The organism is Caloranaerobacter sp. TR13, assembly GCF_001316435.1.
GTDB lineage: Bacteria > Bacillota > Clostridia > Tissierellales > Thermohalobacteraceae > Caloranaerobacter.
The window spans coordinates 137,472-151,759 of record NZ_JXLL01000001.1; the positions used below are offsets into that span (position 1 = coordinate 137,472).

The following is a 14,288-nucleotide window of genomic DNA, read 5'->3' on the forward strand; positions in this document are numbered from 1 at the left end:
AATAATTTTGAAGAATAAATATATATTTCCCTTATATAAAAGAGGTGATTTTATGCAACTCAGATTTATTTTGGGACGAGCAGGCAGTGGAAAAACTTATCAAATTTTTAAAGAGATAAAAGATAGAATATTAAGCGGTACAAATAATAAATTGATTTTACTTGTTCCAGAGCAATTTACTCTACAAACAGAGTACGACTTTATTACTAAAATGGATATGCCAGGAATTATAGATCTTGAAATACTTAGTTTTGAAAGACTTACTTATAAAGTATTTAGCCAAGTTGGTGGATTAAAAAAGGTAGAAATAAACGAGCTTGGTAAAACAATGATTTTAAGAAGATTATTTGAGAAGAACTCAAAGGATTTAATAATATATAATAAGGCTTCAAAGCAGGATGGCTTTATTTCTGACTTTTGCGCACTTATTAAAGACTTTAAAAGAAATGAGATAACACCCGAACTGCTTAGAGATAAAATAGATTTATTTCAGGAGAATAATATTTTAAATAAAAAGTTAAAAGACATTACTTATATGTATGAAAAGTTTAATGAATTTATGAAACGTAAAGAGTATTTTGATGAAGAAGATAAACTTGATTTACTTATAGAAAATATAGATAAAACTTCATCTTTAGAAGGTGCAGAAATTTGGATAGATGGTTTCGATGTTTTTACCAGTCAGGAATATCATATTTTACAAAAGCTGCTTGAAAAAGCTTCAAGATTAAATATAGCTTTAACACTAGATTTAGATGATTTTGCTAGAGATTATGATATTTTTGCGCCTACCAGAAAAACATATGATATATTATCTAAAATAGCTAAAGAAGCAAAAATTTCAACTACGTATGTTAGAAGAGATTTAAAACTAGCAAAAAGCCCTGAATTGGTATATTTAGAAGGTGAATTTTTTTCTTATCCATATAAAAAATATAGAGATGAAGTTTCTAACTTAAAGATTTTTAAAGCTACAAATCCATACACAGAAGTTGAACATTTAGCTTCAGAAATTATTTCACTTGTAAGAGATAAGGGGTATAGATGGAAAGACATAGCGGTAGTACCATCTTCAATTGATGAATATGGAATGATTATAAAAAGAGTATTCTCTGAATATAAAATACCTTGTTTTATTGATGAAAAGAGAAGTATATTAAATAATCCGATAGTCAAACTTATATTAACATCATTAGATATAATCATTAGAAATTTTAAATATGAAGATGTATTCAATTTTATAAAAACAGGTTTCACAGATCTAGATAGTAGTGAATATGAAGAGCTAGAAAATTATGTTTTGAGTTATGGTATAGAAGGTGATAAATGGTTTGATGATTTTACTTATGGCGAAGAAGAATATGATTTAGATTTCATAAATGAAATTCGTAAGAAGTTTATATATCCTTTTGTAAAATTTAATGATGAAATGAAAAAAAGAAGGAAGGTCAGCGATAAAACTAAAGTATTATTTGAGTTTTTAATGGAAATAAATATCGAAGAAAAACTTGAAGAAAGAATACAAGTATTAAAAGAAGCAGGTGAACTTGAACAAGTAAACGAGAATACGCAGATATGGAACATAGTTATAGAAGTATTTGATCAATTAGTTGAAATGCTAGATGACACAATAATAAGTATTAAAGATTATAAAAAGATTTTAGAAGCAGGATTTGGAGAGTATGAGGTAGGGATTTTACCACCTACTATTGATAAAGTACTTGTTGGTAATTTAGAAAGATCTAGAAGCCATGATATAAAAGCACTACTTATGATTGGCGTAAATGATGGTTTACTGCCATCTGCATATAGAGAAGAAGGAATATTGACAGAAGAAGATAAAATTTCAATGAAACAAGCTTCTATTCAGGTTAATAATGATATAGATTCAAGAATTCAAGAAGAGAGATTTTCAGTTTATAAGTCAATAGCTAAACCAACTGAATACTTATGGGTAAGTTATCCGATAGCTGACATAGAAGGTAAAGCCTTAAGGCCATCAATATATATTGAGAGATTTAAAAGATTATTTCCAAATATAGTCGAGCTTAGCGATATAACAAAGGAAAATGAGAAAAATATAGATTTAATATCGATGCCTGAATCTACTTATAAATATCTAATTGAAAGCTTAAGGGAATATTTAGATGGAGATAATTTAGATGATATATGGTGGGAAGTATATGGCTGGTATTTTAATAATAATGAATGGAAAGAAAGATTAAAAAATCTGATAGATGGGCTTTCTTTCGATAATCAAGAAAGCTACATAGGAGAAAAAAAGGCAAAAGCACTTTATGCTGCGCCGTTTAAGTCTAGCATATCAAGACTGGAGAAATTTGTTAACTGTCCATTTTCACATTTTGTAAATTTTGGATTAAAGCCTAAAGAGAGAAAAGAATTTAAAATAAAAGCTCCTGATATGGGTAGATTATTTCACTCTTCTATAGAAGTATTTGCTAAAAAACTCAAAGAGAGAAATGTTTCATGGAAAGATTTAGGCAAAGAGCAGTGTGATAATTTAGTAGATATGGTAATCGATGAGTTAGTACCTGAGTTTGAGAACAACTTACTTCAAAGTACTCACAGATACAAATACTTAGTAAAAAAATTGAAAAGAATTAGTAAACGGGCTGCATGGACTTTAACTGAACATTTGAGAAAGGGAGAATTTTACCCTTTAAAATATGAATTAGAATTTGCTGATAGGAATAATAGTGAGATTCCACCAATTATTATTCAGTTACCAAATGGAGAAAAAATTAAACTTGAAGGTAGAATTGATAGAATAGATATGTATAAAGATTCAGATGGAAATTACGTAAAGATAATAGATTATAAATCAGGAAATAAAAAATTCAGCTTATCAGATGTCTATTATGGATTGCAGATACAGTTAATAGTTTATCTAGATGCGATTTTAGAAAATAAAGACAAGCTAGTTAAGGACGAATTATATCCTGGTGGCGTTTTTTACTTTAGAATAGATGATCCTCTAGTTAATGGCGAAGGGATTGAAGAAGCTGAAATAGAAAATGAAATAATGAAAAAGTTAAAGCTAGATGGAATTATTTTAAAAGATGTCAAAGTAGTTAAAGCAATGGATAGAGATATTGAACAAAACGGAAAATCTATGATTATTCCAGCTACTTTAAATAAAAGTGGTGAAATAGGAAAAAGGTCTTCAGCGCTTTCTACAGAAGAGCTAACATTACTTATAAAACACGTACGTAATCTTATTGCTGAAATTGCTATTGAAATTCTCAAAGGCAATATTAAGATTGAGCCTTGTAAAATAGGTGACTTTACGTCTTGTAAATACTGTCAGTATATCTCTATTTGTCAGTTTGATACAAAATTTGAAAACAATAGCTATAGAAATATAAAAAAATTAACTAATGAAGAAGTATTAGAAAAAATAGCAGAGGAAAGTAGAGGTGAACAAAATGCCTAGTTGGACCTCTGACCAATTGAGTGCGATTAAGTTAAGAGATAGAAACTTATTAGTATCAGCAGCTGCTGGTTCTGGAAAAACTGCTGTGTTAGTTGAGAGAATAATTAGAATAATAACTGAAGATAAGGTAGATATAGATAAACTTTTGATAGTTACGTTTACAAATGCTGCAGCTGGAGAAATGAGAGAAAGAATTTTAGATGCATTGACAAAAAAGCTAGAAGAAAATGGTGAAGATGAATATATAAGAAAACAGATTTCTTTATTAAATAAGGCTTCAATAATGACTTTACATTCTTTTTGTAGAGATGTTGTAAAGAGAAACTTTCATTTAGTTGATATTGATCATAGGTTTAGAATTGGTGATGAAACAGAATTGAGTATTATTAGACAGGAAGTTTTAGATGAGATTCTAGAAAAAGAGTATGAAAAAGGCAGCGAATATTTTATAAAACTTGTTGAAGGATATGGAAGAGATAAAGAAGATATAAAACTTAGAGAGCTAATATTAAGAGTATACTATTTTATTCAGAGTAAACCGTATCCAGAGAGATGGTTAAAAGAAAGTATCGAAATGTTTAATGTAGATAAGGAAGAACTAGAAAAGGGTAACTGGATTAAAACTATAAAAGATATTTTATATATTGAACTTGACGGTGCTAAGCATATGATAAATAAAGCTATTGAAACTTGCAGAAAAATAAATGGTCCAGTTGAGTACTTAGAAGCTTTATACGATGATATGCAAAATATAGATTCACTTGAAAAAGGCTTGTCAAAAAGCTTACAGAACTTTTTTGATGAGATAAATAGTATAAAGCACAAAAAATTAAAGTCTATAAGAGGCAATAGAAAACTTGAAGTAGATGAAGAAAAAGTTAAAAAGGTAAAGAAATTAAGAGATAATTATAAAAAGATAATTGATTCTATAAAAAATAAAATGATAACTAATGATATAGAAGTTAATGTTAGATATTTGAAAGAAATTTATCCTATATTAAAATACCTTTATAAAATAGTTGTAGATTTTGGAGAAATGTATAAAAACAGAAAATTAGAAAGAAATCTTCTTGATTTTAATGATTTGGAACATTATACGTTAAAAATACTGGAAAATGAAGACGTAAAAAGGGAATATCAAAATAAGTTTCGATATATTTTTGTTGATGAGTACCAAGACAGCAATATTGTGCAAGAAACTATATTAAACTGTATAAAAAGAGATAATAATTTATTCTTAGTAGGAGACGTAAAACAAAGCATATACAGATTTAGATTAGCTGATCCTAATCTTTTTATAGAAAAATACGATACTTTTTCAAAAAATATAGAAGATATTAACGTAAGAATAGATTTGTCTAAAAACTTTAGAAGTAGAGAAGAAATATTAGAAGGTGTAAATTATATTTTCAAAAAAATAATGTCAAAGAGGCTTGGGGAAATAGACTATACAGAAGATGCTTATTTATATAAAGGATTGGATTTCGGTGATATTTGGGATTCAAGTATAGAAATAAATATTGTAGAGAAAGATGCATCTGAACTTGATATTGATGAAGAGCTTGAAGAATTGACGGATATAGAAGTTGAAGCCAATATAATCGCTTCGAAAATAAAAGAACTTATAGGTAAAAAAACGTATGACCCTAAAAAGCAGAAGTTCAGAGATATAATGTATAAAGATATTGTAATTTTATTAAGAGCAACTAAAAATTGGGCTTCAATTTTTACTGAAGTATTATTAAAAGAGGGGATACCAGTATATTCTGATGATAATACTGGCTATTTGGAAGCTTTAGAAATTAAGATTTTTATAAATTTACTTAAGTTGATCGACAATAAAAGGCAGGACTTACCTTTATTAAGTGTAATGAGGTCACCTATCGCTAATTTTTCAATAGACGATTTGATTGCAATTAGAGTAAATAAAAGTGAAGGAGCTTTTTATAAGGCTTTAGAAGAATATGTAGTTGAAAAAGATGATGAACTAAAGCATAGGTTGGTGAAGTTTATTGAAAAACTTGATAAATGGGCTGAAGAAGCTAAGTTTATGAAACTTGACGAATTTATATGGAAATTATTAAGAGAAACCAATTTTTATTATTTTGTAGGTTCTATGCCAGGTGGAAAACAGAGACAAGCTAATCTAAGAATTTTAGTTGATAGAGCAAGTCAATTTGAAAAGACATCAATTAATGGTCTTTTCAATTTTATTAGGTTTATAGACAAGCTAACAAAAAGTAGTGGAGACATGTCAGCAGCAAAAACTATTGGAGAAAATGAAAATGTTGTAAGAATTATGAGTATACACAAAAGCAAAGGGCTTGAGTTCCCAGTAGTAATATGTGCTGGTTTGGGGAAAAAGTTTAATCTGATGGATACTAGAGAAGATATTTTGCTTCACAAAGATTTAGGAATAGGACCTAAGTTTATAGATTTAGATAAGAGAATTTATTTAGAAACTCTACCTTTGACAGCTATGAAAGAAAAAATGAAACTAGAAAGTCTATCAGAAGAAATGCGAGTGCTTTATGTAGCACTGACACGTGCTGTAGATAAGCTTATCCTATTAGGTTCAGTCAAAAATATTAATAATAGAAGTTTAAAGTGGTGTGATGGCACAAATCTTTATAATTTAACAAAATCTAGTTGCTATTTAGATTGGATAATGAGTGCTCTATCAGAGCATAAAGATGGATTATTAATTCACAAGAAAGCTGGTTTAGAAACTGATGAGAATACATTAGATAACCATATTTCAAAATGGAAAATAAATATTATAGATAGAAGCAACGTTTTGATGGAAAAAAGTGACGAGCTCGCAAAACGTAGAGAAATATTAGAAAAGCTTAGAAGTTTTAAATTAGAAAAAGCTTCTGAATACAGAGATGTTATTGACTTAAGGTTTAATTGGAAGTATAAGTTTAAAGAATCTGTTGAGATACCTTCTAAGCTTTCTGTTACAGACATAAAGAATCTTTCTTTTAAAGACATTAAGGATGCAGTCATGAAAACACCATCATTAATTAAAAAACCTAGATTTTTAGAAAGTAAAAAAGGTTTTACAAAAGCTGAAAAAGGCACAATAATGCATTTTATGATGCAGCATTTATCATTTAAAGCTGATATAGACGAGCAATATATTAAGCAGCAAATAGATGATATGACAGAAAGAGAATTACTAACTAAAGAAGAAGCTAAAGTTATTGATATATCTAAGATTTTAAACTTTTTTAAAAGTAATATTGGACAACGTATTATAGCAGCAGAAAAGCTGTATAAAGAAGTTCCTTTTGTACTTAGGAAGAAAGCTAAAGAAGTTATTAAAGATGTAAGCAGTTGTGATGAAGAATTGCTGATACAAGGGGTAATAGACTGTTATTTTGAAGAAGAAAATGAACTTGTATTAGTAGATTACAAAACAGATTTTGTGTATAACGATTATTTAGAAAATATAATTAGAAAATATAAAGTTCAAATTGAACTGTATAAAGAGGCTTTAGAAAAAATAACAGGTAAAAAAGTAAAAGAAAGCTATCTTTATCTATTTGAGCTTGATAAGGAGGTAAGAGTAATATGAGGATCCTCCACACATCAGATTGGCACTTAGGTAAGTACTTAGAAAATTATAGCCGATTAGATGAGCAGGAGAAATTTATTGATGATTTAGTGGGAATAGTAAACGAAAAAGAAGTTGATTTAATCATTATAGCAGGAGATATTTATGATAATAGTAATCCACCTGCAAGAGCTGAAAAGCTTTTTTATGATGCTTTAAAGAGATTATCAAGAGGTGGAGAGAGAATTGTATTAGTAATTGCAGGAAACCATGATAGTCCAGAAAGACTTATTGCAGCAAATTCTTTGGCAACAGAGCAGGGAATTATTCTGTTAGGAAAGCCAAATAGTACAGTTGAAACTGGTATAGTAGGAAAACATAAAGTTGTAAATTCTTGTGAAGGATGCTTAGAACTTGAAATAAAAGGTGAGAAAATAGTAATCATAACTCTTCCTTATCCTAGTGAACAGAGGTTAAATGAAGTTTTAGGGGATATGTTAGATGAAAATGAAATACAGAAAAGTTATTCAAATAAGGTAGGAGAGATATTCGAAAATCTATCTAAATACTTTAGAGATGATACTATAAATATTGCAGCAAGTCATATTTTCGTGGCAGGAGGAGATACTTCAGATTCTGAAAGACCAATACAGTTAGGGGGAGGTCTTACTGTTGATATAGATAAACTTCCATTTAAAGCACAATATATAGCTCTAGGGCATCTTCATAAACCACAAAAAGTTAAATCTAAAAAAATAAAAGCGTATTATTCAGGTTCTCCAATACAATACAGCAGAAGTGAAATAGGGTACAGCAAATGTGTATATATAATTGATGTTAAACCTAAACAAAAGCCAAATATAGAAGAAGTATACTTAAAAAACTATAAACCTATAGAAGTATGGAAGGTAAATGGGATAGAAGAAGCAATAAAGAAATGCGAAGAAAACAAAGATAGAGAAGTATGGGCGTATTTAGAAATTGTTACTGATAAGGTTATTTCAAAAACAGAAATTAGAGAAATCAAAAAGATAAAACCTGATATATTAAGTATTATTCCTATAATAAAAGACAAAGTTGAAGTGATAGAAGAATTTGAGGATTATAGTGAGAGAAATATAGTAGAGTTATTTACTGAGTTTTATATAAGAGAGAAAGATGTAGAGCCTAGTGAGGATTTGATAAAGCTTTTCACGAAAATAATTTATGAAGAAGGTGACGATGTTGAAACCTATTCTTCTTAGTATTTCAGGATTAAACAGCTTTATAGAAGAGCAGACTATAGATTTTTCCAAACTAACAGAAAAAGGACTGTTTGGGATATTCGGTCCAACTGGTAGTGGAAAATCTACCATTTTAGATGCTATAACTATAGCACTTTATGGTCAGATATCAAGAGGTACAAAAGAGTTTATAAATACAGATTGTGAGAAATTAAATGTAAGTTTTATATTTGAAGTTGGATGTGGACACTCAAGAAAGCGAGTAAAAGTAGAAAGACAACTTAAAAAGAGCGATAGTGGAACAAGGACTACATTAGCAAGATTATGTTATTTAGATGAGAATGGAAATGAGACTAATATAATAGATAAAGTTTCCGATATTAATGAAGAAATAATCAAGCTAATAGGATTAAATAACAGCGATTTTATAAGGTCTGTTGTATTGCCACAAGGACGATTTAGTGATTTTTTAAAATTAACTGGTAGTGAAAGACGTAATATGCTAGAAAGAATACTAGGTTTAGAAAAATATGGGACAGATTTGACTAATAGAGTTAAAAAAGCAAGAAAAGAGGAAGAGGCAAAATTAAACGTTATACAAGGTCAGTTAAACAAATACGAAGATGTTAATGAAGAAAACCTAAAGCTGCTAAAAGAAGAATTAAAGAGTATAGAGAAAGAAGAAATAGATTTAAAAGTAGAAAATGAAAAGTTAGATAAAGAATATGAAAAACTAAGTAAAATATGGGACTTACAAGTAGATTTAAAAAAATATAAGGAAGTAAAAGAAAAATTAAAGCTTAAAAAAGAAGAGATTGAATTAAAAAGAGAAAAGTATTTAAAAGGCAAAAATGCACAAGGATTAAAACCTTATATAAATAACTTAGATAAAACACTAGAAGAGATTAATAAAAATGAGCAGGAATTAAAAAAATTAGAGTTATATATACAAAATGTTTTGAAAGAAAAAGAAAGCTTAGAAAAGGAATATACAGAAATAAGCTTAAGGAAGAATAAAGAACTACCAAGCCTTATAGAAAAGGAAACAGAACTAAAAAATGTAGTTGAGTTACATAAAAAAAACGAAAAGCTAATTTTGGAAAGGAATAAACTTAGGGAAAAATATTCGGAACTTAAAAAAGCCTTTGATTTATGTGAAAAAGCATTAGAAGATTTAAAATTAGAAGAAGATAAGAAGGATAAAGAACTAAAAACAATAGAAGAGAAAATGTTAGCTATAAAAGTAAGTAGTGAATTTAGAGATAAAGTGATAAAAGGTTTGGAACTTGAAAAAAAATATATAGAATTAGGTAAAAAAATAAATGAACTAGAGGAGAAAAACAAAAAACTAAAGAAGGATACAGTTTTTAACCAAGAAAAATTAAAAGAAATAGAAAAATTACTAAATGAAAAGAAAGAAAAATATAAAATTTACGAAAACAAAATAAAAGAGCTTGAGGCTAATAAGCCGAAAGACACTAAATCTTTACTAGATGAAGCAAAGATGATAGAAAATCTGCAGAAGAAAGAAAGAATTTTAAGAGAATTAAGTGGACTGAAAGGGCAAAAACAAAATATTGAAAAAGAAATCAAAGTTTTCAAAGAAAAATTAAATTTAGTAGAACAAAAGCTGGATATTCTGAAAAAAGAGATTGACGAATTAGAGTTAATAAGTCATATGAATAACATAGTTGTTAGTTTAAAAGAAGGAGATCCTTGTCCTGTATGTGGTTCAATGCATCATCCTAAAAAAGCAGATGTAGTTGATGTGTCTGAAATTAAGAGTATAAAAGAAAATAAATTGGAACTTGAAAAAACACAAAAAGAATTAAATCTTAAAATAGAAAAACTAAATTCTGAACTTTATAAGCTTATAGCAAAAGAAGAAAACTTAACTGAAGAAATGCAAAAACTAGATGAATTAATTAAAGATATAAATTTAGAAAATATTAAGCAAGAAATAGAAAATCGAAAAAGAGATTTAGAAAAGAATGAATCATATTTAAAGAAATGGAACGAGGAATATGAAGAATATAGGAAAAAGGTAGATGAAATAAAAGAAAATTTAAATAATCTAGAGAAAGAAAAAGCAGTTTTATTAGAAACTATTAGAAAAGATAATGAATTAATTAAAGAAACTTTCAGAGAATTAGAAGCTAACAAAGAGGAATATAGCGGGATAGAAGAGAAACATAAAGAAGTTAAAAATACTTTAAAAATTAAAAGTTTTATTAGTACATCTGAAGAGATTAAGAAAAAAGATTTAGAGTATGAAGAATTAGAAAGTAATGCTAAAAGAATAAGAGAGTCAATTAAAGAAATATCAGATGAAATGAAAAAGTTAAATGATGAACTTGGTAAGACTAATAGTGAAATGAATTTAATAAAGAGAGATGGTCAAAATTTAACTTCAATAATAGAGGAAAATAATATTAAGATTCAAACTGTTTCGCCAAGTAAAAATCCTCTACTATATTTAGATGAAGTTAGAAAGGTAAAAGAAGATATTATTAAAAAAGAAGAAGAAACTAGAAATAATTTAAAAAACAAAGAAAAAACACTAAAAGACTTACAGCTTAGTAAGGAAGGGTTACTGAAAACAGTTAAGACGCTAAAAGATACAGAAAACAATATTAAAAATGAGCTAACAGTTGTTATGAGTAATTTAGGGTTTAAAACTATTGATGAAATAAGATTAAGCTATATTGATAAAGATAAATTAGAACAATTAGAAAAAGAGATAAATGATTATGATGATGAAGTAAAAAAGGTTAATGATAATATAAAAAGAGTTGAAACTGAATTAAAAGGTGAAACTTTAAGTGAAGACGAGTGGAATAACTTTATTGAAAATAGAAAAAGAAAAAAAGAAGCTTATAGCGAAATAATAGAGAAGTTAGGTATGAGAAGAGAAAAAATTAGGAAAATGGAAGAAGAAATAATAGAGGTCAAAAAGTTAGAGAGAGAACTTAAAGTTATTGAAAAAAAAGTTGATATGCTAAATGAAATTTCAGACCTTATAAAAGGGAATAGATTTGTTGAATATGTTGCAATAAGTCATTTGAAGTATATTGCTAGAGAAGCTTCAAAGAGATTGATGGAAATAACTAATAATAGGTATAGTTTAGAACTTGATAGCAAAGGTAATTTTGTCATATGTGATAACTATAATGGTGGTGTAAAAAGAGATGTGAATACACTTTCAGGTGGAGAAACTTTTATGACATCTTTATCTTTGGCTTTAGCTTTATCAACACAAATACAGCTAAAAGGAAATACTTCTATAGAGTTTTTCTTCTTAGACGAGGGGTTTGGTACCCTTGACAGTAGTATTTTAGATGTAGTTATGACTTCGCTAGAGAAACTTCAAAAAGAAAAATTGTCAGTAGGAATAATTAGTCATGTTGATGAACTAAAAGATAGAGTACCTGTTAAATTAATTGTTAAGCCAGCAGTATCAGGCGTTTCAGGAACTAAAGTGAAGATAGAGTATAGTTAAAAATATTTAAAATATCTAATAAAGGATACAGAGTATTTTTGGAGAAATATATTGTTAAATATTTGATTGAGGATGGTGAAATTATGGAGCAAAAGTTTTTTGTAGACAATAGAAAAAAACTTATGAATAAGGTTGAAAATAGTTCTATTGTTATTTTATTTTCAGGTGATGCACCTTATCGCAGTGCAGATCAGAAGTATCCTTATACACCTAATAGGAATTTTTATTACTTAACTGGATTAGAAAGGGAAAACTTTATTCTTTGTATGGTTAAAAAGAATGATAAAGTTGAGGAAGCACTGTTCATAGAAAAATCTAATCCTAAGTTGGAAAAATGGATTGGTAAAAAGATGACTAAAGATGAAGCTGAAAAGATATCAGGTATTAAGAATATTCAGTTTAAAGAAGAATTTCAAGAATTCCTAACAATGAATATAGTAAGAAATAATATTTCTGCATTTTACTTGGATTTAGAGCGTAGAGAATGGAATTTAAATACAAATCCAGCTGTTATTTTCGCAAATGAGGTAAGAGAAAGATATCCATATATTAATATAAAAAACATTTATAATGATATTTGTGATTTAAGAACTATTAAACAGAAAGATGAAATAGAAAAGATAAAGAAAGCAGTTAATATTACTAAGGAAGGTCTTGAAAACGTATTGAAAAACTTAAAGCCTGGTATGATGGAATATCAAGTTGAAGCATATTTCGATTTTAAAGTAAAATCTTTAGGTGCTAAGAACTTAGCTTTTAAAACAATAGCTGCTTCTGGGGTTAATGGTACAATACTTCATTATGAACAAAATAACTGTAAAATAGCTGATAATTCTCTAATATTATTTGATTTGGGTGTAGAATATGAAAATTATTGTTCTGATATAAGTAGAACTTATCCTGCTAATGGTAAATTTACTGAAAGACAAAAGCAAATTTATAATATTGTATTAGAGGCACAGTTGGAAACTATTAAAGCTATAAAACCTGGTGTACCTATAAAGAAATTAAATGAAATTACAAAAGATGTATTAATTAGAGAATGCAAAAAAATAGGTTTAATAAAAGAAGATAGTGAAATAGTTAAGTATTACTATCATGGAGTAAGTCATTATTTAGGGCTTGACACACATGATGTAGGTAGTTATGAAAGAGAATTAGAACCAGGAATGGTTTTAACAGTAGAACCAGGTCTGTATATTGAAGAAGAGGGAATAGGTATAAGAATTGAAGATGATGTTTTAGTAGCAGAAGATGGTTGTGAAGTTTTATCAAAAGATATTATTAAAACAGTAGAGGAAATAGAAGAGTTTATGAAGAAATAGATGAGGGGGCGTATGCTCCCTTGATTTTATTTTAAAACTTTATGGAGGTTTTTTATGAGAAAAAGAAAGGTTATTTTGTTAATTTTTATTTTATTTATGTTGATTACTATTGTATCTTGCAATAGTATTGACAAAGATAAAGTAAAAAAGGGTTTAATTAATGATAAGAATATAGAGAATAAAAAGATAAGTCAGACTGATGAATTACCAGTAAAAAAAGAAAATAGTTTTATATTTCCAAATAGTCATATTGAAAAGTTAACAGAACAACAATTACGAGGATTGTCACATGAGATTCTCGAATATGCTAGAAATGAAATTTTTGCACGAAAAGGACATATATTTAAAAAAGAAAAGTATAAAAATTATTTTACTAAAAAAAGTTGGTATAAACCGACAACTATCGTAGAATTTAGTAGTTTAAATAGTATTGAGAAATATAATGTAAAATTCATTAAATTCTTTGAGGACTTGTATAGTAAGTCTCTTGAAAAACATGAAAATTATAAAACTAATTATGATGTCTATCGATGCAATAAAGAAGTAAATGTAGATATTAATGGTGATGGCAAAACAGAGAGAATTTTATTCAAGCTGGAAAATATGAATAGTTATAAACTTTATATCAACGATTTAGTGATAGAAGGGGAACTAGTCTATTCTAGCAAATACTTTGCTATAGTTGATATTGATAAGAATGATAACTTCAAGGAGATTATAATAAGTGATTATGGACCTAGTGATGATTATATATCGTATTTCTATTATTTTGATGGAGAAGACATTATCAAAATGGGAAATACAGAAGGGCTATTTGAATATGGTATAAAAATAGATGGCACAGGTAAGTTTTCAGTAAGAACTAGGGGAAAGATACTACAGACTTGGTTTTTTGATAAATATTATACTTTAACAAAAGAGCATAAATTAGTTGAAATACCTCAAGACATCTATATTACTAATTATGATGTATTTGTGAAAAAACCAATAAAGTTATTAAGAAATAGGAACAATAGTGATGATTATTTTGTTTTGCATGAAGGACAGAAAGCTACTATAGTTGGAACTGATGATAAAGAATGGTGTTTAATTGAAACTGCTACAGGTGAAAGAGGTTGGTTTGCAGTAGATAATTTTTCGATTATACGAAGTGAAGGATTACATGCTTATAAAATATTTGCAGGCTTATGTTACGCTGATTAAATAATAAGTATAATTTCTAAAAAGG

6 protein-coding genes are annotated in these 14,288 nt (G+C 27.8%); all 6 read left to right on the plus strand.

Features of this window, described 5'->3' with window-relative positions; genetic code table 11:
• Positions 1–52: 52 nt before the first annotated feature.
• The 6 genes from addB to TR13x_RS00680 all read left to right on the plus strand — a co-directional run bounded on the left by addB (position 53) and on the right by TR13x_RS00680 (position 14,263).
• A complete protein-coding gene (gene addB, locus TR13x_RS00655; RefSeq protein ID WP_054869951.1) occupies positions 53–3,454 on the plus strand; it encodes a helicase-exonuclease AddAB subunit AddB in 3,402 nt (1,133 codons plus the stop codon).
• On the plus strand, positions 3,447–7,034 hold the full coding sequence (addA, locus tag TR13x_RS00660; RefSeq protein ID WP_054869952.1) for a helicase-exonuclease AddAB subunit AddA: 3,588 nt from the start codon (positions 3,447–3,449) through the stop codon (positions 7,032–7,034). The genes addB and addA overlap by 8 nt, the downstream gene beginning before the upstream one ends.
• Complete coding sequence (locus TR13x_RS00665; RefSeq protein ID WP_054869953.1) at positions 7,031–8,257, plus strand: exonuclease SbcCD subunit D; 1,227 nt, start codon at positions 7,031–7,033, stop codon at positions 8,255–8,257. The genes addA and TR13x_RS00665 overlap by 4 nt, the downstream gene beginning before the upstream one ends.
• Positions 8,235–11,735: an SbcC/MukB-like Walker B domain-containing protein gene (locus TR13x_RS00670; protein ID WP_161802917.1), complete on the plus strand. Its 3,501-nt coding sequence runs from the start codon at positions 8,235–8,237 to the stop codon at positions 11,733–11,735. The genes TR13x_RS00665 and TR13x_RS00670 overlap by 23 nt, the downstream gene beginning before the upstream one ends.
• Before the next feature lie 83 nt (positions 11,736–11,818).
• Positions 11,819–13,060, plus strand: coding sequence for an aminopeptidase P family protein (locus tag TR13x_RS00675; protein WP_054870439.1), 1,242 nt, complete (start codon positions 11,819–11,821; stop codon positions 13,058–13,060).
• Positions 13,061–13,114: 54 nt separating this feature from the next.
• Positions 13,115–14,263 (plus strand): YARHG domain-containing protein, encoded by a 1,149-nt coding sequence (locus tag TR13x_RS00680; RefSeq protein ID WP_054869955.1) that lies wholly within the window; start codon positions 13,115–13,117, stop codon positions 14,261–14,263.
• The last annotated feature ends 25 nt before the right edge of the window (positions 14,264–14,288 follow it).

Coding starts and splice junctions, on each gene's coding strand:
- TR13x_RS00670 (WP_161802917.1), top strand. CDS start 8,235: ATGTTGAAACCTATTCTTCTTAGTATTTCAGGATTAAACAGCTTTATA.
- TR13x_RS00680 (WP_054869955.1), top strand. CDS start 13,115: ATGAGAAAAAGAAAGGTTATTTTGTTAATTTTTATTTTATTTATGTTG.
- TR13x_RS00675 (WP_054870439.1), top strand. CDS start 11,819: ATGGAGCAAAAGTTTTTTGTAGACAATAGAAAAAAACTTATGAATAAG.
- addA (WP_054869952.1), top strand. CDS start 3,447: ATGCCTAGTTGGACCTCTGACCAATTGAGTGCGATTAAGTTAAGAGAT.
- addB (WP_054869951.1), top strand. CDS start 53: ATGCAACTCAGATTTATTTTGGGACGAGCAGGCAGTGGAAAAACTTAT.
- TR13x_RS00665 (WP_054869953.1), top strand. CDS start 7,031: ATGAGGATCCTCCACACATCAGATTGGCACTTAGGTAAGTACTTAGAA.